The following is a 21,306-nucleotide window of genomic DNA, read 5'->3' as shown; positions in this document are numbered from 1 at the left end:
AACATATAATGCTCCGTGTCGGTCACAGCCAGCGACTCGTCGCGTCGCTTCGTTCCCTCGTTCCGGCGTCGATCCGATGACTGGCCGCGACGCTCGTCGATACTTCGACAGGGCGAGTACCTCACAACTGCCGGCCTACTGCCAGCTTTCGACCGGCGACGACGCGTCTCCGGCCCCGCCCGCAGCCGACGCTCGGCCGCTCGGCTCGAGCGTGGCCAGCCACTCGTCGACGGTACAGGTCCAGTCGTCGCCTCGCTCTTGGGGTTCCGTGTACGGGACGACCCCCCGGACTGCGTCGGGATGGTGCTGCTCGAGTCCGTTCGCGTCCCCGGCGACTCGCTCGTCGTAGATCGCCAGCGCGACGAGCGGGACGCGAACCCGCTCGAGTGTGTTCTCACCGCCGTCGGTGCCGACCTCGCCACTCGCGCCGTAGGGGGACGTCGGTCGCTCCCGGCGACTGAACGCTGGCTCGAGTGAGCAGCCACACTCGGCCGCCCAGCACTCGAACGCGTCGACGAGTTCCTCGCGAGTCGTCCCGTCGCCGGCGAGCACCGCGTGGCGCTCCGGCGGCCAGTGGGTGACCTCGACCGACCCGATCAGGCCTGCCTCGGCCAGCCGCTCGAGGCGACCGACGACGGCGTCGACCGTCGGAACCACCGGGCCGGGAACCGTCGACCGGACGTAACAGACGACGTGGGAGTCGGCAACGGTCGCTGCGGTCGGGGCCGGTCCGTCGCGTTGCTCGCTGGCGACGCTCGCGCCCGGTGACTCACCTGGTCGCATACCCGCCCTCCGTCCGTCGCGCGTAGTTCGCCGAGACGAGCGCAGAGAGGATCGGCAACAGTGTGAGCTTCGATAGCCCGAGGCGGTCTTGCAGTTCGGTCACCGTCGCCTCGCCGGCGACGGTCAACGCGACGTAGACGAGTTTCGCATCCGCTGATCCGAGGTCGTTCGGCACCGCTAGGTCGTGTTCGTTCGTGGACAACATCGTACCACAACCGGCCACGACCGTGTATATAAATCTACCACGAGAGTAGTGTGCACGGCTCACAGTGGAGTGTGCACGGCTCACAGTGGAGTGTGCACGGCTCACAGTGGAGTGTGCACGGCTCACAGTGGAGTGTGCACGGCTCACAGTGGAGTGTGCACTCGCGACAACCCGTTTCCGTGTCCCGCGGCCACCGAACTGCGCGCTCGACCCGTGTACACCTGCCCTCGAGGTCGACGACCTGCGGCCGCAACCCGACGACACACCGGCGACCCCGATCAGCCAGCCCGCGCTTCGACCTCGTAGGCCTCGACTTCCTCGGTAACCTCGACGTCCACCGAGATTCGTCGCTGTTCACCTTCCTCCATGTGGATCGACTCGATCTCGCGAGTGACTACCTCGCCGTGGTTGTCCTCGAGTTCGACGACGACCTCGACCTGTCCTTCCTGGCCGTCGTTCTCGACCAGTACTTCGACGGTCCCCGTTCCCGTGAGTGCCCCGAGGAAATCCTGCTCCATGTCGGCGTCGCGAACCTGCGGGTTGGGGCCGGTCAACCCGGCACACCCCGCGAGTACGGCTGTCCCACCAACTGCACCGATTGCACCAAGTACCCGTCTCCGTGTTACCATCAGTCCGAGTTTTCTCCCGTAGATACTCAAATAGATTCTGATCGGTTACCGTGTGAACTATTTGGCCGGAATCTCGCGGTGATGGCTGATTCAAATCCGCGCGCTGTCAAGCAGCTGGCGCTCGCGGATTTGCTCGCGGCAGAAACATGGGATCGCGCGGGATTGACTTACTGCTGTTTTCACGGTGCTGAACACTGGACGATGGGGTTTGAGTGGCTGTCATTGGTCTACTCGATGTCGAGTTTATCAAGGTGGGGTCGGCGGCGGCTCTCCATCCGCTCGCGCTTCGTTGCTTTGTCGTAGTATTCGTCGATCACGTCCTGTGTCGCGTTCACCCGGTCAGCGGTGACTTCACGGGGAACGCCGCGATCTCGATGCCAGGTGATCGAGCCGGTACGGACGTGATGGGGAGCTCGAGACGACGGACACTGACTCGCCTTCGAGTGGTTCCGGTAGTCGCACCCGTCGGGATCGTGACCGTGGGGACACTCCGTTCGAACGCAGGGGAAGGTAGCGCGGTACATCCAGACGCGCACCGTATTCGGGTTCGGTCGACCCTCACGGGACGTGAACAGGGGTTGCCGTCCGTGATCGTCGTGGACGTCGAACCGGTGGTTCTGGATATACGTCGAGATCGTTTCGCAGACGGCTTCGTTCAGACCGACGATGCGCTCACCTTCTCGCTTGTTCTTCAGCGGAGTCCCCGACTCCGGACGGTGGACGAACTCGATCGTCTGGTCTCCGCGATCGAAGTCACGGAGATCGACCGATCGAAGCCCACCGAGCCGGGCACCAGTGTGCCACGCCGTTTCGAGTAGCGCGTGACGAAGGGTCCCTCGAAGGACGTCGGTCGATCGGTAGTGACGGATCAACGCGACCGCTCGCTCGGTGTCCAGCTTTGTCTCGCGAGATCGGTCTTCGCGCCGAACGTCTGGGACGTTCACTCGCTCGCCGAGTCCGTCGTCGACGGCCTCGATGCGCTCGAGGTATTCGACGAACGACTGGAGGGTGTCCATCTCGTTGTTCAGCGTAGTGGGGGCGACACCGACGCCGGACCGGTGGGACTCGTACTGATCGAGCAGCCAGCCGTCGAGTTCGCTTACTCGATCGATTGCGTTGCGCTCGCACCACTCGACGAATAATTTGAGCCGGTAGTAGTACGAGGACGCTGTTTCCTCGGTGAGTTCCGTCCGTCGGCCGTCGATGTACCGACGCACCGCTTCGCGGGGGGTGAGGTCCTTCGGGCCGCGAACCATTATCGTCCCTCTACGATCGGTGTCTCGTTCGGGAACTCCCGTTTGTCGCACTCGGTACAGAGCCAGCATGTTCCGTACTCGCGAGTGACTGCCAGCTGAACGTCAGCTAGCTCGAGGCAGATGGTACAGCGCTGACTCACGCGGAAACACCTCTGCCGAACGGAGTCGATCGGGACGGTCGGTTCCCGTGCGTACCCGCCTGCGTAGAGGAGGAATCGTTATCTGACGGCGACGCCACTTTTCGCTCGTGGGGCGACTGCCCCGCGCTGGTTCCGTTGTACATGGTTGCAATCGGGAACCACCTTCTGGGCGGCGTTGCAGCGCCGCCCGGCCTCACGTGCCAGCGAGACACATCTTCAGCCTATTCGGTAGTTCCGCAGTCACCCCAATGGGGCCGTATTACATATATGTTATGCAGACACTGAAACGGTAGTAGGTTGCGTATAAGGGAAAATGCGAACAAAAAGGGAGGTGATACACGAAGGGGTGGTAATGAGAGAATCGGGAACGTGGATGACTATCTGGGACGATCGGATTCTGGAGTATCTGCGGGAGAACGAGGGGGCGGCGGTCGGCGAGATCTCCCAGAGCGATTCAATTCGTGTCTCAAATACACACGTCTCACGAAGGTGTAAAAAACTCGCAGAGAAGGGATTACTGCGAGCGATCGGAAATGGTGCTTATGTGATTACAAATACGGGGAAAGCTTATTTAGACGAGGAGTATGATGCTGAGAACGAAATGTACCTGAACAAAGAAGAAGGGGAGAGTGAGACGAATGTTACAGAGCGCTCCAGAACATAATGAACCGGAAACCGGCCCGATGGATGTGTACGCTCGACGAGCGAATACTCGAGTACCTCGAGGAGGAAGGCTGGTCGACGCCGAAGCTCATCTCTCAGCGAATGAAGTTCAACGCCTCGCGAGGTCGCGTCGAGGAACGCTGTGAAATGCTGGCCCAGGTCGGGTTGATCGTGCCGATCTACGAGGGAAGCGAGATGTACGAGCTGACCGGCGACGGGAGGGATTATCTTGTTGGCGGTGTGGACGTCGAACTTCGTCCACGGCCGTCACCCGATGCGATTCGGGGGTAACGTATCTGCAATATTGCATAGAACTTTATCAGGTTGCTACTTTCGCTTATTTGATTTGGAGATATGTATCGGTATACACCGGACGAGATCGACCGAGAGCGTGCCAATCATCAGGCTTTGAAACAGGTTTCTGAGACGAATCGAGGGAACATCGACGTGAAACGAATCGGGAACCTCGGTGAGCTGGCGTTCGAGCAGTTCTGTCGCGAGTTCATCCCGGTCGAGATGTGGAACTGGAAGAACGAGTTCGCGATCCGGCGGTGTAACCCTGAAATGTTCTCGAGTTACGACTTCGAGGTCTTCGGGTACGAGGTCGACGTGAAAACCTCGAGGGACGTGTCTACGTTCCTGCCGGAGAGAATCCTCGAGGCCGACGACGGTGACGACATCGTAGTGATGGCGTGGCACCGAGATAACGAGGACGCCCTGATTCTGCTCGGCTGGGAGCGGATCGAGACGCTGAAATCGAAGGCAGAAACTCAGGAGAACTTCTCTGGCGACGAACCGGAGAAACTGGATCACCTCGCGGCTCGACCGATGAACCAGCTGCTCGAGCTTGGACCGAGTACCGCGCACATGGATCAGCGACCGAAGAATCCATTCACGCCTGGTGACCGTGTTCGGAAGATCGAGGGCGACGGGGACGACGCGATCGTGATCGAGCGGGTACCACCAGAGAAGCTGAGTTACGAAGCGGTCGCCGTCGCGTTCATCCCGCAGTTGGACGACGGACCCGGCGACTGGAAGGAGATTCATCCTGCAAAGCTCGCGTCGTACTGTGACGACCAGAATATCAGGACTTACCCGTACAAGTACTCGAATCTCGAGTTGATTGATCCATAAGCAGAATATTCAAAAACGCGAACTTCATACGTGTTCTATAATTCGCTCTCTGCTACTAATCCAATCTCGGGGGTTCCATTATGGACGAACGTTTAGAAAAGCTAAATAAACAAGCTGAACGAGCTGATTCACTTGATGAAAAAGCCAGAGACATATATAAAATATGTTTGTTAATACTTTCTGTGCTGGTCGCTGGTGCTGCTTTGAATATTGATGTTGAAAAAACAACAGAGTTCATATTCTTAGAACATGGTCTTATTTATTCGAACGAATCAATGTTACTTGATATCGATATTTTAACCAGTATCAATGAAACACTGCCAGCCACCATCACGATTTCTATTGTTCTCTTAATAACTCTCGTTTTCGGTTGTTTGGTGGTGATAGGTGTTTTGTTCTACCTGGCGGCTCCGTATTATGCTGTCAGAGCGATCCGTTCTTCAGAAATAGATAGGGATGATCTAACCGTTGAGCTATTTTATCACGATCTAATCGGCGTTAAGAGTTTTATGTTTAGAAAAAAGCAAAGAATGAGAATAATCTCTGCTATTGAGTACGAACGGGACCATCATGGTGACATTGAAGATGTGATAGAACATAACCAGAAACTGCTCCGCTACAAACGATTCAATTTGTTAAGGGCAGATGATACGATGAAAAACTTTTTCGTGTCTACAATATTGGTAATTATCATAATAATGTATGCTATCGGTTATATTTAATATCTTCAACAGAAGCGCCCTCAGCCCCCCACAAGGGGAAGCTTCGGCCGCTTCTATCCTCGTTGCCTGCAGAAAGATCAGCAGCAACTCACCGATGGGGGTGGGTGAGTGGTTGGGTGGGTCAGTTCCGATAGTTCCGGTATTTCTGATTACTGTTCTTATCCGAAACCTGAGACCGATCACTCATCAGCTGGACCACGCTCCTCGAGGAGATCGAGGAGTTCGGGCCAGTCAGCATCGTTGCTGAACAGCTCGGCGCGGAGGTTCCACGACCACGGTGCGGCGTCGTCCGGATCGTACCCGACTGCTTTCTCGAACCCGGTGACGGGATCGGGAAACAGCGGGTCCGTGGGCCGATCGGCGTCGCCCGGCCAGTTCTGATAGAACATGACCTCTTTCTTCGTTTCCTTCCACATCGCGGCTGTCGTGAGTCGTTTCGCTTCCGGGTGCAGGTCTTTCCCAGTGTGACAGATCAGGCCGACAGCGTAGACGCCGACCTTCGCGAACCGCTTCGCTGCTGGCGTCCACTGCTGGGACACCTCGTAGTTGTAGGTGCGAGCGTCGAAGTGCGTCGAGGCCTCGTCGATGACGACGATCTTCGGGTGGTCGCGATGCTCGAGCAGCTGGACCATCAGGTCGTGCATCGACTTGACGACGATATCCGTTCGTCGCCAGGACTCCGCGTTACTCAGGACGAGGAGATCGTCGGGAACCTGCTCGATCACCCCGCCAGCGCGATCGGCGACGTCGACGATTTTGAACATCGAGTTCGTTTTCCCGGTGTTCGGGTTGCCGGAAACCGACCAGAACGACGGTGCGCCATCGAAGTGGAGCGCGTCGACCAGCTCGAGCGTCACTGTCAGCGCCGACCCGTCGTAATCGGTTTCTGTGACTCCGACGAGGTACGACGCCAGCGAAGTATCGCCTCGAGCGACCGCCTCGGACGCCGCGTTGGTCGCGAGATTGGGGTACAACTCCCGGCCGAGTGCGGTGTCCTCGAGACTGGTCGCGTCGAAGGCGTCGGACTCGTGGACGATCGTGTCGACGAAGTTCAGTGCCGCTCGCTGTCGATCGTTCTGAGTCAGTCCGGCGTGGGGTTTGATTGCAGATCGGTTGTCGAGATCGCCGTCGACGACCTCTCGAAGCTTCGCAATTGTGAGGAGGTGTTCGTCAGTCATCGGCTGGGAGTGGGCTCTCGAGTGGTTCGTCGAGCGATTCCTCGGTGTCAGCGTGCGCGGAGTCCTGGTCGTCACCAGCAGCGTCGACCAGCTCCTCGAGGTCGGCGTTCTCGTCGTCGAGTCGGTCAGCCATGCGCTCGAGATCGAACTGCTCCATCGCGTCGGAAACCGCACGGTCGACGCCCTCGCCTTCGTCGGGGAGCAATCCTTCTTCGAAAGTTCTCACGACCGACTTGGTTGCGTGCTTGGACGCGCGGTAGACGACGCTCCAGAGGTTCGTCTCGAGTGCGAACGCTCGACGAGCGTCCTCCTCGAGCATCCCCCGGCACTCTTTGACTGCCGAGAGTGCGGCGAGGAGTTCGCGATCGGTGAGCGTGCCGCGCCACGTCCCTTCCATTGTCATCGCTTCGGAGTCGACGTTGCGAGCGAAGTAGAGGAACGGAGCCACTTGGTCCAGTGAGCCGTCGAGCACGTCGTACTCGACGAACTCGGTGTACGGCATCCAGTAGAGTCCCGAATCGTGCTCGAGGGTTTCAGCTGCGACGTCGACGACGAAGACGCCGGGTTCGTCGCCGATCTTGTCGATGACGACGCCGGAGACGGGGTATCCGGCGACGAGTCCCCATCCGAGGCAGAGTGCGACGAGCAGGACTTCTGTCGACACGTTTGGTGAGAACCCGAGCATCAGTGCGACGGAGGCTGCGCCGAGGATGATGGCGACGATCCACATCCAGTTTCGACGGAGCCATCCGAGCACCTTCGTTGACGTTGCCTCGCTGCGCTTTGGCGTGTGCAGGACTTTGCGCGTCATGCTACCCGCTCCGTGGTCTGTCCGACGCCGAGCATCGCTGCGACGACGCGCCCGATCGTCATGGAAGCCATGCCGACTGCGGTCGCGCCCCCGACGATCCACAGGTGGACCGCCGTGGGGTTTGGTACGAGTGCTCCGGTGCCGCTCGAGAGCGTCGCGACGCCGACGGTGTCGAAGAAGTTCTCGGTGACGAGTTGCACGTCACCATCGCCTTCGATGACCATGGTCGTCGTCGACGAGCCGTCGAGCGTCGCCGAGGTCGGGTTGACGTTCGAGGAGGCTTCGCCATCGCTGTCGAGCGGGGGGAGCGCGTAGACCGTGGTTCCTTCAGAGCCGTTCAGTTCGACGTGATACGCGCCGTCCTCGTACGTCCAGTCTTCGATGGCTGCGTACTCGTCGATCGTTTGGCCGCGCTGTTCTGTGTCGTCTGCTGCCACGGTCGCGATCGGCACGCAGAGGAGCGCGATCGCTACGCAGGCAAGTACGAAAAAACGTGTGTGGGTCATGGTCAGTGGTTGCGGTTCCGGTCGTCGTCGTGGTTGCCGTAATCGTGGTTGTGAACGTTGATGCCGCCGCCTCCGCCTCCGTTGCCTTGCGAAGCAAGTGCAGCGAGGAGGAGTGCGCCAGCACCGAGTGCGAACGCCAACGGGTTCAGGTCACTGTCGAAGTCGATGGTCGGCCACTGAAAGCCGTCATCCTGTTGGCTCTCTTCGTACCTCTCGATGAGATCGAGATGCCGATCGGCGGCCGCTTCCCACTCTTCTTCGGTGATGTAGTTATCGTCGTCGTGCGGTTGTTCGATGGTCTCTTCGTACGTTGTTTCCTCGTATTCTTCTCCGTCTTCGTCACGGAAGGTGACAATCTCGAACTCGCGATTGAGGACGAGCATTTCGTACTCAGTGTCGTCCTGAATCGCTTCGGCGGAGATGTCGTCGACTTCCGTGATGCGGTCGTCGAGTTGGTCGGAGAGGTCCACTTCCCATCTCTCGATGTCGTCTTCGTCGAAGTCGTCATCGTCGGGGTCGAGGTGCTCGTCGTCCTCGTCGACAGGTGTGAAGTCGTCAAGTGTGACGACTGCCACCTCGCCGGAGATCGTCGAGATGTGGTACTCCATCCCTTCGAGCGGTTCTTCGGTGAAGTACATCACGCCCGCTTCGATTTGGTCATAGGCGTCCCATTCGTCCCAGTCGCCAGTGCCGGAGGAGACGTCGTAGTTGAAGTAGAACGTCTGGTCGGCTTCGTTCGGGTCGATCACGTCACCGGCCTCGAGCGTCTGTTCGCCGCTGAGCGCGATCATGCCAACGACGGAAATCCCGAGGTCGGGGAAGTAGAGTTCGGCCTCGCGGTCGAGATTGACGGCGGCGTTGAGCGAGATCAGGTCGGCGATTGCTCGATCGACGCCTTCCTCTTCTGCGGACATCTCTGCGAGTTCGCGAGGTCCGATGAGGTCGGCGGGATCGAGGTCGCCGGACTGAACGTCGCCGTAGACGCCGTCGACCCACGTCTCGAGTCCTTCTTCGACTTCCTCGACGATGTCCTCGAGCGTTTCGAGGACTGGGAGCCAGTCGTACGGGTTCAAGTAGTTGAACCTGTGGCGCTCATCGTCGTCAGGGTGAGTGACGGCGACCCAGTGCTCGTCGTTGGTGACTCTGTCCGTGTTGTACGGGTCGATCGGGCTGCCTTGGTGGAACCACGGACCTCCGCCCATGTGGTCGGAGTTCTCGATAGCGGGCGTGTTGACGTAGAACGTCTCGCCGTTCGGGAGTTCGTAGTCGTGGTCCTCTTCCTCACCGTCCTCGAAGACCCATCCGTCGTTGGAGTTGTTGTGGTCGTACGAGGCGTTGGGGAAGACGTCTGTGATTTCGGCATCCGGGTGCTCTTCAAGCATCTCGATCATCGAACCCCACTCGCGGACGCCTTCGTTCCACGATTTGAGGTAGTTCTTGATGATCGTCGTTGCTTGTTCGCGAGCCTCCTCGATCGCGGCCTCTTCGACCTCATCCTGTGAAACCTGCTCGTTGATCTTCTCGATCGCGACGAGCTTGCCATCACCGTAGAGACGGTGATCGAGGTTTTGGATGATGTTCTTGTTGTCGATGATCGTGGACTTGTTGTTCGAGAGCCGTGCGCGTGCCGTGTCGATGCAGTAGGTGTACGCGGCTTCGGCAGTCATGCCCTCGGGTGGTTCCTCGGCTGTGAATGGGTTCCAGTCCGATTGCGTCCACGCGAGGCTGACTGCGCCGCCGGCGACACCGACTGCGAGCAGCGCAACGGGCACTGCGGCTTCTGCGTTGCCGACTGGTGAGGCGTCAGGATGAACCTGCGTCGCACCAGCCGTCGTCGCAGCAGCGCCACCTGTGACGGTGCCGACTCGTCGGAGATAGGACCGTCGCGAGATGGTGTCATCGCTCATAGCGAGAGCACCCCCACGGCGACGGCGAGTGCTGCGACGATGCCCAGCCAGAACAGTGCGTTCAGGACAGGGCCGATCAGTCCGCGTGCTGCGATCAGTTGTGGTAGCATCAGTACCTCCGAGAACCACCGTTTCCGCTGTTGGCGACGAGTAGCCCGATTGCGAAGATGAGCAGGACACCGCCGACGATGTAGCCGGTGTCGTCACTCGAAATCGGGATGGACGGTGCGTCCGTGCCGTCATCGTCGTCTTCGGCGACGATGATGGCATACTCGTCGACGACGTCTTCGTCAGCCGTGACGGTGACGAAGGCAGTTGCAGTGTCGTTGCTACCGATGTCGTCGTACTCGTCAGCGTCGAAGTCGTACGTCCACTCGTCAGACTCGTTTGCGTCCGCTTCGAGTTCGTCTTCGAGGTCGTCGAGTTCGTCGCCGTCTTCGTTCTCGATCGTCGCCTCGAGATCGGCGGTGCCGTCCTCGGCGAACGAGGTGTTCACAACGAGTGTGTCGCCGTCCTCGAGATCGAGTTCGTCGTCGAACGTGCTCTCTGCCGCAGCCGTGCCGACCATCAGAAATCCTGTTAACAGGATGCCGATGGTGAGCAGGGCAGCGCCGGAGAGCGCGAGTGCGCGGTTGAAATCGTCCACGTGAATCACCGGATGGCGACTCCGTAGCCCGAGATCGTGACCAGCCACGCGACGATCATGGTGCCGGGGTCGTGGTACTCAACGAGTGTGACTGCGTAGTCGACTTGCGGGTACAGCAAGATCAGCAGGACAGACACTGCGATCAGGACCTTCTCGCCGTCGTGGTAGTGATCGAACGAGCGCGTTTCGCTCGAGGCGAACGCGATCACGTACACGATCAGCGAGCCAACCATCGCGTGCATCGCGGTGAGTTCGTAGTCGAACCACGCGAAGCCGAGCGTGTCGCCAAACGCGCCGAACTGGTACAGGCTCATCAGCCCGAACAGGACCCCGAGTACCGCCGGGATAGTGCGGAGATTTGCGTAGTTACTCGTCATGCGGCCGATGTCGAATCCGTTTCTAGTTGCCATAATATCGGAATCTCAGGACAGGGGAAGTGGTTCAGTCGCGGGTGTACAGCGCGAACTCGCGACGGTCTTCGCCGTCGATCTCGAAGGTGCCCTCACAGGCGACGGCGATCTCCTCACCACGAGCGACGTCGTTCTCCTCGAGGGCGGCGTCGATCCCGTTGGTCGACCAGAAGCAGACGAGGTCGCCCTCGTCGTGGTCGCCGTACGGAGCGGACAGCCGCAGCTCGAGAATCGTGGTGTCGTAGTCGCCACACTCGGGCTTCATGTCCAGGAGCGTGCCCTGAACTATCTCGCCGACTTCGGGCCGTTCGACCCATTCGGTATCGTAGTCGTCGCTATTCGTAGACGGTGCAGTAGCCTTCGTGAAGCCCTCGGGGGGCTGTGCTTCTTCCGTTGCCATGGTTGCGTAACCACGCCGAAGGAATCGACGTAGTTACTTTGAGAATCGAAAGTGCCGGTAAAAGCTAGATAGGCGGTACGTTCCGGCTACGTAATTTGGTAATGTGAGAACTGATCAGATAGCCAATAAATGCGAGAAATCGAATAGTTGCAAGTTAATAAAATAGTCAATAATTCAAGAACTACGGAAAGCAATTAGTTGACACATGTGAGGAATCAACAACCTCAGCATATTCCTCCCAGATACTTCTCGGTGAAATCTCACCATCAATTCTTTCAATTATATTTTCTAATGAGTGCTCCTCCCCTTTACTTTCCACCAGCTTTTCAACCTCTCCTTTGAAAAGCTTGCGCGCTTCTTTTTGTTGGTCTGTAGTTCTTGACGTAGAATGGCCACAGTCTTCGTCAGGACACTCCCACAATCGGCGTGTTTGTGTAGATGAACGACCAAATGGGTCTCTACGAGCGCTCATAGAGTTGATTTTGTACGATTCCATGTTCATCTCTTTCCGACATTTAGGACAACGTGGTTCGAAAGGAAAATCAACGTTCCCAACTCTCCTATTGTGTATTTGTGCTAACCCCTTCCATATTATGCCATCTTTTTCAACACACCCCTCTATTTCATTAATAGAGTTGGAGCTATCCTCGGAGGTCTCGGGTCCATTAGAATAATCACGATCGTTTATTCCGCGAAGATACCAGCCAATAATGAATCCAATTGAGATGGAAACAACTGGAATACTAATTGAACGTAGTAAACTAAATGGTATCCATGCTAAAAACGTTGGAAATAGGTTGGGATAATATTCCGCTGCGGTAGGAATACCAACAAATATTATCATTACGAGAAGAGTAGATATTCCGATAATTGTATTAATCTCGTCGTGATTCATTGACTTTGAAATGTGGTTCTATTGTTATGTATCTGGTGGATATGTTTACCTGTAGCTAACAGGACTAGCAAACAGGTATCACATTTGCTTTAGCGGAGGAGGTCTGTCACCTGTTGAAGCAAGTACGACAGGTTCTTTCGGGTCATGAACTGCAGCCTGAAACACATCGGGACGCACACGTCGATCAGGAGACGATGGAAGATCGTCGAAGTGGTACGCACCGAGATATTCGACATTTGCAAGTGTCGTCGTAGTAGTTGACGCTTGCATAGCCTCGAGTTCCTTCTCTGCGACGAGATCGCGAGCAAGTCGGTAGAGTATCGAGTCAGCTCGCTCACGATCGAGATCAGGGTAAAGTGCATGACCATCATCGAGACGTTCTGAATGATAGAGCAGCGAGGACCTGGTGGCGTCGGCGACGCCACGGCGAATATCGGTCCTGTCTTCGTCGAGGTCGATATCCCGCCGGATCGTCCTCGAGGGCGACCAGAAACGACGTTGTGTACACCAGTACATGGCGAGTTTCCACCACGCCGATTTTGAAGGCGTCTCGATGGTCCCCTGGAAGTCGGGATCGTCGAGACTGTCGAGATCGAGGAGCAGCGCGTAGGTTTCGCTCAAGTATTTCCCAAGGTATGAACCGGCCGTCTTCTGCATCGGATTATCGGTGTCTCCGTCGAAATCGATCTGTCCCTCACGCTGGTGGAACCGAACGCGATCTTCGACCCACTCTTGGGAGTGTTCGTGATCGCCGTACCGATACCAGCTCACGAATCCGTTGGACGAGTTGAACTCGGCGTCCTCGAGGTCGTCGAGATCGTCGCGAAAGACCAGCGGGTAGACGTCGACGATTCTCCCCTGGCCGGTACGTGTCTCGGTGTCCTTGTTCCACTGGTGGGAGAGTTCTGCTTTGTCACAAAGCCACGGCATCCCGTCGATCTCTCGCCTCGGGGGATCAAAATAGAGAACGTGAAGGTGCGGATAGCCACGAGACGTGAACTCGAGGACTTTGACGTACTCGAGCTTTTCACGCGGACGGCCGGTTACGTCGTCGCCGGGGCCTCGCCACGATCGCACGTTTTCCTTCCGTGTGTCGAGCTTTGTCGACGGGTCTGATTTGAGCCACTGATTCAGTGCGTGAAAATTCTCGTTGATAGCCATGACCGCGTCCCAGAGGCTATCGAACTTCTTCGGATCGGTCGTGAACGTACAAAATGCGGCTGTGTCAGCGTGTTCGGCTCCCCACTCGAGGGAGTCTTGGAGCATGGCGAACGTCCGATCGACGCGGCCGCGATCGGAGAAGCGCGTAGCCATTGGCTTGACCATCCGGCGAGTTTCGTGCCCGGACCGGTTCGCCAGATGGACGTTGAACGCGAGTCGGTAGTCACGAACGCGCTTGATGTAACGACGGAGCGACCGAGCGAGGGTTTCCTTCTGCGGGTCGGAAAGCGTCAAACGCTTCGAACGTGTGGTTTTGAGGATGTTCTGGCAGAACTCACGGTCGTAAACGAGGTCGTTCGAGTGGGTGGTCGTTTCAGTTATGCCTGCTGAAATCAAGTCAAGCAGGCGGTGGGTCGGGTAGACCCATCGACCACGCTCGCCGTCGCGATCGACGTGCTCGAGCCGCACGAGGTTGGTATCTTCCTCGAGGTCGTTGATGAAGCGGTTGAGAAACTGGTAGTCGTCGTCGGAGCCATCGAGCGCAATCCAGTCGCTTCCGGTGTAGATGTACTGTGCAGCGTCGTCGTGGCGTTCGTAGGCATCACCGGACAGATCGTACAGTCCAGTGTAGTCGCTCGAGGAGACGCCTTTGAGCACGAAATGACACAGCGCGGTCTGAGAGATCCCTTCGGGATGACGCGCGAGGAACTTGAGAATACGAACGCGGTCGCTATTGCGGGAGGTCAGCGCGTCGGTATCGCGCTGGCCGTAGGCCATCAGGCCGTGGTCAGCAAGGTACTGGACTACTGTGGATGTGTTACAACCCTGCTGACTGCCCACGAGTGCGGCCATTCACTGCGCGTCCACCAGCGTGTGACCGCTGGCTGTCGGGCAGATGTGTAGCAGATAGCGCTCCTCGAGGACCATCGTCCCGTGATCGGAGATCGAGCGATGGCAGTGACGACAGTAAACCGTCATCGGGCACCTCCGTCGCTCGAGGAGCGATCGAAGTTCTCTGACCGCGCCCAGATCGGAAAGAGTGCGACCGTTTCGGGAGTGTTGAGGTAGGGTTTCCCGGCCGCAGTTTGCACGTCAGAGCTGAGCCAGTTATCCGGGACAATGTGACGGACGTCGTAGCGATCGCTGAATACGTCGTGTGGGTCTGCACCAGCGGCGATCGCACACAGCTGGTGGATATACACAGTGTCGTCGGAATCCCCGTGAGTACAGCGAACGTAGCGATACCCTGCACCGGTCTGAGAGACCGTCGGCGGTTTCGTGAACGGACGACGATACGGGGAGAATTCCGTTCGAACGTATCCACCGTCTGTGAGAATACGCGGTGTGCGATCCAGAGTGTTGGTAGAGGAACTCCCTCGCGTCGCTCCCTGGCCGGAACGAGGCCGGTCGCTCGCTTCGCTGCGCTCCCTACGGTCCGGGCTTTCCCTCGCGTCGTCGGCGCCGTTCGCAGGCTCACGGCGTCGACGCGCTGCGGGTTCCGGGCTACCGTCCATCCGGCACTCGCGCCGCTCGGTCGATGCTGGTGCCGAACCGTTACGGGACAGGACCGCCGGGGAGGGTGCCGGGGCTGCTGTGGTCGGGAGTTCCTCCTCGAGGACGATCGCGACCAGCAGCTCGAGGAGAAGATCGACTCGAGAGCGAAGACACTGGACAGACTGGACCCAGTAGAGTTTTGGGAAACGGGTAAAACCGGCGTATAAGGGTTGCGTAACCCTTATTCTCGCTATGGGATCGCGCGGATTTGAACCGCGGTCACGGGCACCCAAGGCCCGAAGTATACCAGGCTAACCCACGATCCCGTACCCCCACTTCTGCGCGCAGGTCATAAAGGGTTTCGTTCCGTCCCGAACGGTTTTGCCGCCAGCGCTCCTTCCTTCGGTATGGTTACCGGACTCGAGATCCTCCTCCTCGCAGCCGTGCTCGTCGCCGTGCTCGTGGCTGCGAATATCGTCCAGACGGTGCGGCCGTTCGTGATCAACGCGGTCGTGGGACTGGTGGTGCTCTTTCTCGCAAATTTCCTGTTCGGCCTCTCGGTTACCGTCACGCCGATCGCCCTCCTGATCGTCGCCATCGGGGGCGTTCCCGGCGCGCTGGTCGTGCTGGTGCTCTCGCTGTTCGGAATCGCGTTCTGATTGTTTTCTGCTCGCGGTCGACTACAACTCCGCGTCCTGCAACTCGATGTCCGCCACGAGATCGTACGGGTGGGCGTCCTTCCGAATGCCGTCGAGGAGGGTGAACGCCTCGGTCGGGTCGAGGAAGTGCTCGGTGATGACCCGGCCCAGTGGCGTCGGCTCGAGGCCGTCGATAAAGTCGTACTCGAGCAGTTTTCCGACGGCGTGTTTCGTGGGCACCTCGCCGAGCATGCGGTCGTTGAGCGCCTTGGCCGCCTTGCCACCGACGGTGACGTTCGCGAGCGTCTCTTCGATGGCGGCGGCCTCGTCGTAGTGGGTCATCACCGACTCCATCTCGCCTTTGAGCAGGGTGAAGGCGACCTCGTCTTCGGTGCGTTCCATCGAGTTGTGGTACGAACAGTCGGGTTCGACCAGCACGTACACCTTCCCCTCGTCGTGGTAGTCGGGACGGCCTGCGCGGCCGAGCATCTGGTGGAACTCCTGGACGGAGAGCCACTCGATGCCCATCGCGAGCGTGTCGAAGACCACCTGCGAGGCGGGGAAGTCGACCCCCGCCGCCAGCGCCGCGGTCGTGACGACGGCCGCGAGGTCCTGGTCGCCGAACTGGCGTTCGACCTTCTTCCGGCGCTTGTAGTCGAGCCCCGCGTGATAGGGTGCGGAGGCGTACTCGAGTTTCCGGGAAATCTCGTGACACCGCCGGCGGGAGTTCGTGAAGATGATCGTCTGGCCCCGGTATCCCTTCGAGGATTCGGTGTCGAACTCGCGTTTGACGAGTTTGTTCTCGATGCGGACCTTCTCGCGGCCGTCGGCGAAGGTGACGTGGCGTTCGATCGGCACCGGCCGCTCCTCGAACTCGATCAGCGTCGACTCGAGGGCGACCGCGAGCTGTTCGGGGTTGCCGACAGTCGCCGAGAGGGAGATCCACTGGGCGCCGCTGTAGTCCTCCCGACGCTTTGCCCGCTGCTCGCACGTGTACTTCAGACGGGAGATGAGCCCGTCGAGCCGGTGGCCCCGTTCGTCTTCTTTGAGGGTGTGGACTTCGTCGATGACCACGGTACCGATGTCGCCCATGTCCTTGCCCGTCCGGAGGGCGTGGTCGATCCCCTCGTAGGTGCCGACGATCACGTCGGCGTTCGGATCGAACCGGTTGCCGTCGTCGTTGATCCGACTCGCACCCACGCGGATGGAGACGTCGACGAGGTGGCCGTACTCGTCCTGAAAGTCCTCGTACTTCTGGTTGGCCAGCGCGACGAGGGGCACGAGAAAGAGCATCTTGCCCTTGCCGTTCAGCACCCGGTCGATCCCCGTCATCTCGCCGACGAGCGTCTTCCCGGTCGCCGTCGCCGACACGACCAGTTGATCCTCCCCGTCGAAGAGACCGTTTTCCACCGCCAGACTCTGGACCGGCAGCAGCGTCTCGAATCGGTCCTCGAGCAGGGTCTGCAGGCCGGGGTGCAGGTCAAGCGAGTCCACCCGGACCGGATCGACCTCCTCGACCGTCGCCGAAATCGTATCGAACTTCGTCAGATCCGGGTCCAGTTGCCCCTCGAGCAAGTTCACGATCCGCTGGAGATCCTGCACCTCGAGCATCAGCTCCTCTAAGCGTTCCCTGGCCGCGCCCGTGACGCTGCCCGCGTTCGAGTAGGAAAGCTGGCGCTCGAGTTCCTGTCGAGCGCAGTCCGTACAGATCCAGTCGGCGTCGTCCCTGATCGCGGTCTCGGTCGTGATCGGCGAGTAGCGTCCCGCCGACGCACAGTAGCGGCAGGTCCGGACGGCCTTGGCTTTCTCCTCGAGCTGGTAGCCAGCGAGCATCTCGAGCAGTTCCTCACGTGCCCCTCGAGAGGTCTGCTCCGAAATGCGAATTCGCCGCGCTCGCCGTGCGAGTTCGACGAACTCGTCGGGCTGGCGTGGCTCCTCGCTCGAGCCGTCTTTCAGCCGGAACTTCGCTGGCCGGGGACCGGCCGAGGTCTCCGAGAGTCCGAGTCGCGCCCGAAAGAGTCGATTGCCGTCACGTTCGACGACGACGAGGTAGTCGTCGCCCGTCTCGTGACAGAAGATCGTTTCGACCTCCTGAACCTGCTTCGACACGCGTTGGGGTATGTGGGTCCCGTACTTGAGCGATTCGGACTCTAGTTCCAGAAGCGTTGGATGGTGTCGTATGTGCGCAGCTTCGGTGCACCAACGCCCCGATTGATGCTGCCACGAAAGCCCCTGCCACGCTCGCTGGCTGCAACTCGCTGTGCGCGCTCACTTCGTTCGCGTGCTTGCATCGTCTCGCTCAGCGAGCGTGACAGCCCCTTTCATTCCCACCCACGTAGCTTGACCGGCCTGGTGACTGGGTGGGAATGAAGGGACCGATCCGCTCGGTCTCTCCGACGATGTGAGCACCACAACTGAGTGAGGAGTGTGATTCGAAACGTCGAAGACGTTTTGTCATCACGAAAGATCGAAGATCTTTCGAACGATAACGAGTTGCGGATGGTCGGGCGGATCGGGGCATTCGTGGTGTATGATGCCCGAAGACTCACTTCGGCGTGGTTGTGTGTCCTGAAGAACTCGAGCCCCTCTACCTCATTCGAGCCGGTCGACTCGCTTTTCGATCTCACCCTCGAGTTCACCCGCGGCGTCTGGACCGAATCCGGCCACGGCATCCTCGAACGCTGCCCGGTAGGTTCCCGGGCCCGAGTGGTCCATCTCGGCGGCGCGTTCGCCAGCGATACCGAAGGTGAGTGTGGCCTGCAGGGCTGCCGCGTGGTCGTCCTCGAGTGCGCCACAGAAGGCGGCGACGGTGCCGCCGAGCATGCAGCCGGTGCCGACGACCTCGCCGAGACGTTCGTGGCCGACCGAGAGCCGGTGGGCGGCGTCGCCGGTCGCGACGATATCCTCGACGCCGGAGGCGACGACGACCGCGCCCGTCGAGTCAGCGAGCGAGCGGGCGGTCGCCTCGATCTCGTCGTACTCGCCGACGGATTCGACGCCCCGGACGTCGGCTTCGACGCCCGCGAGCGCGCTGATCTCGCCGTAGTTGCCCTTGATCGCGGCGAACTCGAGTTCCGAGAGCAGGCGTTCGGCGACGGTCTGGCGCGTCGGTGTCGACCCCACCCCGACGGGGTCGAGGACGATCGGGATTCCGCGCTCGCTGGCTACCTGTCCTACCTCGAGCATGGCCTCGACGCGGTTTTCCGGGACCTGTCCGGTGTTGAACAGGACGGCGTCGGCCGCGGCCCCCATCTCGCCGGCGTCGCCCGGCGTGTCGGCCATCACCGGGAGGGCATCCCAGTGGAGGATGATATTGGCGACCTCGCTGATCGTCACCGTGTTCGTCAGCGCCTGGACGAGCGGGGGGTCCGACGCGATGCGCCCGAGGGCGGTCGCGAGGCCGTCGGCAGTCAGCTCGAGGCTCGCGTCGCTCATCGTGCCACCCCGTCCGGTTCGGTCGCGTTTTGGGCCGTTTCGACGCTCGAGACGAGTGCCTCGGTCGCTGCCTGCGGGTCGTCGGCGGCCGTGATCGCCGAGATGACGGAGACGCCCGTCGCGCCGGCCTCGACCACGGGTCCGGCGTTTTCGGGAGTGATGCCGCCGATGCCGACCGCAGGGATCGAGACCGCGTCGGTGATCTCGGCGACGCGCTCCGGACCGACCTCGTCCTTGTAATCGTCGACGTCCTTCGAGGTCGTCCCGTAGATCGTTCCGATGCCCAGGTAGTCCGCGCCGTCGGTTTCGGCCCGGGCGGCCTCTTCGACGGTGGCGACCGAGCAGCCGACGATCGCGTCCGGTCCGAGGAGGTCGCGAGCGACCGCGACCGGGAGGTCCGATTGCCCCACGTGAACCCCGTCGGCGTCGATGGCCTGTGCGATGTCGATCCGGTCGTTGACGATCAGGTCGATCCCCGCCTCGGCTGTCAGTTCGCGACACTCGAGGCCGAGTTCGTAGCGGTCTCGAGCGGGCGTCGCTTTCTCTCGAAGCTGGACGACGTCGATCCCGCCTGCGATCGTCGCCTCGACGATCTCGAGGGTCGAGCGGCCGCTCGATGCCGATTCCTGGGTCACGAGGTAGGTGCTGTAGGACGAGGGATCCCGGGTCATACCCGTAGACGTGTGACGTGGCACCTTGTGGCTTCGGTCTCCGCGCGGCTGTCGCTGACACGTTCGAACGGTTCACAGAAGCGAAAACCGACGATCAGACGGGCGACACCCCCGAAAATCCGGTGGTGCGGGTGAGACACCACGGGTGTGCAGATGGTGATCGAAGGCGAGAGTGGTTGTCGAATGCCGAATGTCCCGTTCGGCTCGGATGAGGCGAACCCCCAACCCCCTCGCCACTCCTAACTTGGGTGACGTGTCAATTAACTATTTTGGCCGTTCGACGGCACGGGTGCTGCGGCTTCTCGTTCGCCGGGTGCTGAAAACGTCCGTCCGGGAACTGACGTAACATACCTGGGTGGCCAGTCGCCCGGAGCGGTCGAACGGGGAGACGCTGTGAGTCCCATCGTCTCACAGCATCGTTCCGCTGTCGCAGTGTGGGTCGAACTGTCACGCACGCACCCACAGCTAGAGGCTCGTGATCGACCACAAAGAGCGTTCCGTTCGATTGCACGCACCGACTCACAGCGTCTGGGCCGAGGCCGGCGGGGCTCGAGCGTCTGAACCCGGTGCTGTCAGCTCTCGAGCGTCCGACCGCGAGCCGTCAGGAACCGTCTCCGGGCTGGCCGGTCGCAGCCGTTCGAACCACGTCCTCGAGTCCGTCCGCGAGCCGGACGGTCGGTTCGTATCCCAGCGTGGCCTCGATTTTCGAGACGTCCGCGCGGCTCCGGTCGATGTCACCCTGTCGGGCCGGAACGTGGACGATTTCCGGAGACGAGTCGGCCGCGTCGGCGACGAGTTCCGCCAGCTCGAGGATCGTGACGCTCTCACCGGTGCCGACGTTGAAGACGCCGGTGGCGTCCCCAGCGCCCGCGAGCAGGTTCGCCTGCACGACGTCCTCCACGTGGACGAAATCTCGCGTCTGGGTACCGTCGCCCTCGACGGTGATCGGCTCGCCACTCGTCGCCTGCTCGACGAAGACGCGAATGACGGCGCTGTAGTCACTGTCGAGCTGTCCGGGGCCGTAGACGTTGAAGTATCGCAGCGCCACCGTCGGAAGGTCGTAGAGGTCGTCGTAGAGCCGGACGTACCGCTCGGCAGCCAGCTTCGAGAGCCCGTACGGCGAGGCCGGATCGGCCGAGGCGTCTTCTGCGACCGGTACGCCATCGGGCTGACCGTAGACCGCCGCACTCGAGGCGAAGACGAATCGGGCGTCCTCGGCGCGGGCGCGCTCGAGGAGTTTCACCGTGGCGGCGACGTTGATTTCGTGGGTCGCTTCTGGGCGGTCGACGGATTCGGTGACGCTGACCAGCGCCGCCTGGTGGTAGATCAGGTCGACGTCCTCGGTCGCGCGGTCGAGTGCCTCGTCGTCGCGGATGTCGCCCTCGAGTACGGTAACCTCGGGGGGAAGATTCGAGCGCGATCCGCTCGAGAGGTCGTCGAGCACGCGAACGTCGTTGTGGGGGGCGAGCGCGGCCACGAGATTGCTCCCGATGAATCCTGCGCCACCGGTGACGAGGATCCGTTCGTCGGCGATCGGTGGCTGGCCATCCTGTCGTCGCATTCGCTCGCAGCTATTCCAGTCGGCCGGAAAAGCGTTTCTAGGGGTGTCTGGCAGCGAAAGA

General features: G+C 60.1%; 23 protein-coding genes and 1 tRNA gene. 5 read left to right on the top strand and 19 right to left on the bottom strand.

What is annotated here, in order from left to right; translation table 11 throughout:
• Positions 1–135 precede the first annotated feature (135 nt).
• The 4 genes from B1756_RS07820 to B1756_RS07805 all read right to left on the bottom strand — a co-directional run bounded on the left by B1756_RS07820 (position 136) and on the right by B1756_RS07805 (position 2,873).
• Entirely contained in the window at positions 136–783 is a 648-nt protein-coding gene (locus tag B1756_RS07820; RefSeq protein ID WP_186336517.1) for an HTH domain-containing protein, read from the bottom strand.
• On the bottom strand, positions 770–988 hold the full coding sequence (locus B1756_RS07815; protein ID WP_086888032.1) for a helix-turn-helix domain-containing protein: 219 nt from the start codon (positions 986–988) through the stop codon (positions 770–772). Before B1756_RS07815 ends, B1756_RS07820 begins: the two co-directional genes overlap by 14 nt.
• Before the next feature lie 278 nt (positions 989–1,266).
• Positions 1,267–1,617 carry a hypothetical protein gene (locus B1756_RS07810; RefSeq protein ID WP_152031275.1) on the bottom strand — a complete coding sequence of 117 codons (351 nt, stop codon included), beginning with the start codon at positions 1,615–1,617 and terminating at the stop codon, positions 1,267–1,269.
• A gap of 227 nt (positions 1,618–1,844) precedes the next feature.
• Positions 1,845–2,873 (bottom strand): tyrosine-type recombinase/integrase, encoded by a 1,029-nt coding sequence (locus B1756_RS07805; RefSeq protein ID WP_086888030.1) that lies wholly within the window; start codon positions 2,871–2,873, stop codon positions 1,845–1,847.
• Between the two features lie 492 nt (positions 2,874–3,365).
• On the opposite strand from B1756_RS07805, the gene B1756_RS07800 reads away from it, so the two are divergent.
• The 4 genes from B1756_RS07800 to B1756_RS07785 all read left to right on the top strand — a co-directional run bounded on the left by B1756_RS07800 (position 3,366) and on the right by B1756_RS07785 (position 5,532).
• The gene (locus B1756_RS07800; RefSeq protein WP_086888029.1) at positions 3,366–3,677 is read left to right on the top strand and encodes a winged helix-turn-helix domain-containing protein; all 312 of its coding nucleotides are present in this window, start codon (positions 3,366–3,368) and stop codon (positions 3,675–3,677) included.
• Positions 3,678–3,700: 23 nt separating this feature from the next.
• Complete coding sequence (locus B1756_RS07795; protein WP_228434539.1) at positions 3,701–3,967, top strand: hypothetical protein; 267 nt, start codon at positions 3,701–3,703, stop codon at positions 3,965–3,967.
• A gap of 63 nt (positions 3,968–4,030) precedes the next feature.
• Positions 4,031–4,810, top strand: a complete 780-nt coding sequence (locus B1756_RS07790) for a DUF7961 domain-containing protein (protein WP_086888027.1) — start codon at positions 4,031–4,033, stop codon at positions 4,808–4,810.
• An 80-nt stretch (positions 4,811–4,890) separates the two neighbouring features.
• Positions 4,891–5,532, top strand: coding sequence for a hypothetical protein (locus B1756_RS07785; protein WP_152031274.1), 642 nt, complete (start codon positions 4,891–4,893; stop codon positions 5,530–5,532).
• Positions 5,533–5,711: 179 nt separating this feature from the next.
• Here B1756_RS07785 and B1756_RS07780 read toward each other — a convergent pair whose 3' ends face one another.
• From B1756_RS07780 to B1756_RS07735, 11 genes are all read right to left on the bottom strand, one after another.
• On the bottom strand, positions 5,712–6,710 hold the full coding sequence (locus tag B1756_RS07780) for a hypothetical protein (protein ID WP_086888025.1): 999 nt from the start codon (positions 6,708–6,710) through the stop codon (positions 5,712–5,714).
• Positions 6,703–7,521 (bottom strand): DUF8125 domain-containing protein, encoded by an 819-nt coding sequence (locus B1756_RS07775; RefSeq protein WP_152031273.1) that lies wholly within the window; start codon positions 7,519–7,521, stop codon positions 6,703–6,705. The genes B1756_RS07780 and B1756_RS07775 overlap by 8 nt, the downstream gene beginning before the upstream one ends.
• On the bottom strand, positions 7,518–8,027 hold the full coding sequence (locus B1756_RS07770; protein ID WP_086888023.1) for a DUF8063 family protein: 510 nt from the start codon (positions 8,025–8,027) through the stop codon (positions 7,518–7,520). Before B1756_RS07770 ends, B1756_RS07775 begins: the two co-directional genes overlap by 4 nt.
• Before the next feature lie 2 nt (positions 8,028–8,029).
• Entirely contained in the window at positions 8,030–9,934 is a 1,905-nt protein-coding gene (locus B1756_RS07765; protein ID WP_086888022.1) for an Env/VP5 family phage fusion protein, read from the bottom strand.
• 109 nt (positions 9,935–10,043) lie between these two features.
• On the bottom strand, positions 10,044–10,580 hold the full coding sequence (locus tag B1756_RS07760) for a hypothetical protein (RefSeq protein WP_086888021.1): 537 nt from the start codon (positions 10,578–10,580) through the stop codon (positions 10,044–10,046).
• A 5-nt stretch (positions 10,581–10,585) separates the two neighbouring features.
• The gene (locus B1756_RS07755; RefSeq protein WP_152031272.1) at positions 10,586–10,990 is read right to left on the bottom strand and encodes a DUF8023 family protein; all 405 of its coding nucleotides are present in this window, start codon (positions 10,988–10,990) and stop codon (positions 10,586–10,588) included.
• 31 nt (positions 10,991–11,021) lie between these two features.
• A complete protein-coding gene (locus tag B1756_RS07750) occupies positions 11,022–11,390 on the bottom strand; it encodes a hypothetical protein (RefSeq protein WP_086888019.1) in 369 nt (122 codons plus the stop codon).
• A gap of 181 nt (positions 11,391–11,571) precedes the next feature.
• Entirely contained in the window at positions 11,572–12,285 is a 714-nt protein-coding gene (locus B1756_RS19185; protein ID WP_152031271.1) for a hypothetical protein, read from the bottom strand.
• A 78-nt stretch (positions 12,286–12,363) separates the two neighbouring features.
• Entirely contained in the window at positions 12,364–14,298 is a 1,935-nt protein-coding gene (locus B1756_RS07745; RefSeq protein ID WP_152031270.1) for a DUF8148 domain-containing protein, read from the bottom strand.
• Positions 14,299–14,424 carry a hypothetical protein gene (locus B1756_RS20035; protein WP_267128233.1) on the bottom strand — a complete coding sequence of 42 codons (126 nt, stop codon included), beginning with the start codon at positions 14,422–14,424 and terminating at the stop codon, positions 14,299–14,301.
• A 769-nt stretch (positions 14,425–15,193) separates the two neighbouring features.
• A tRNA-Pro gene (locus tag B1756_RS07735) sits at positions 15,194–15,266 on the bottom strand.
• Positions 15,267–15,347: 81 nt separating this feature from the next.
• Between B1756_RS07735 and B1756_RS07730 the strand changes: the two genes are divergently transcribed.
• Positions 15,348–15,599 carry a pro-sigmaK processing inhibitor BofA family protein gene (locus B1756_RS07730; protein WP_086888016.1) on the top strand — a complete coding sequence of 84 codons (252 nt, stop codon included), beginning with the start codon at positions 15,348–15,350 and terminating at the stop codon, positions 15,597–15,599.
• A 21-nt stretch (positions 15,600–15,620) separates the two neighbouring features.
• Here the strand turns inward: B1756_RS07730 and B1756_RS07725 are convergent, their stop codons facing one another.
• From B1756_RS07725 to B1756_RS07710, 4 genes are all read right to left on the bottom strand, one after another.
• The gene (locus B1756_RS07725; protein ID WP_086888015.1) at positions 15,621–17,687 is read right to left on the bottom strand and encodes a DEAD/DEAH box helicase; all 2,067 of its coding nucleotides are present in this window, start codon (positions 17,685–17,687) and stop codon (positions 15,621–15,623) included.
• Between the two features lie 483 nt (positions 17,688–18,170).
• Positions 18,171–19,013, bottom strand: a complete 843-nt coding sequence (gene thiM / locus B1756_RS07720; protein ID WP_086888014.1) for a hydroxyethylthiazole kinase — start codon at positions 19,011–19,013, stop codon at positions 18,171–18,173.
• Positions 19,010–19,684: a thiamine phosphate synthase gene (gene thiE / locus B1756_RS07715; RefSeq protein ID WP_086888013.1), complete on the bottom strand. Its 675-nt coding sequence runs from the start codon at positions 19,682–19,684 to the stop codon at positions 19,010–19,012. Before thiE ends, thiM begins: the two co-directional genes overlap by 4 nt.
• Positions 19,685–20,285: 601 nt before the next feature.
• A complete protein-coding gene (locus tag B1756_RS07710; RefSeq protein WP_086888012.1) occupies positions 20,286–21,245 on the bottom strand; it encodes an NAD-dependent epimerase/dehydratase family protein in 960 nt (319 codons plus the stop codon).
• Positions 21,246–21,306: the final 61 nt, after the last annotated feature.

The organism is Natrarchaeobaculum aegyptiacum (genome assembly GCF_002156705.1).
GTDB lineage: Archaea > Halobacteriota > Halobacteria > Halobacteriales > Natrialbaceae > Natrarchaeobaculum > Natrarchaeobaculum aegyptiacum.
The sequence above is the reverse complement of the archived record's forward strand: the minus strand, read 5'-3'. Positions and strand labels throughout refer to the sequence as shown.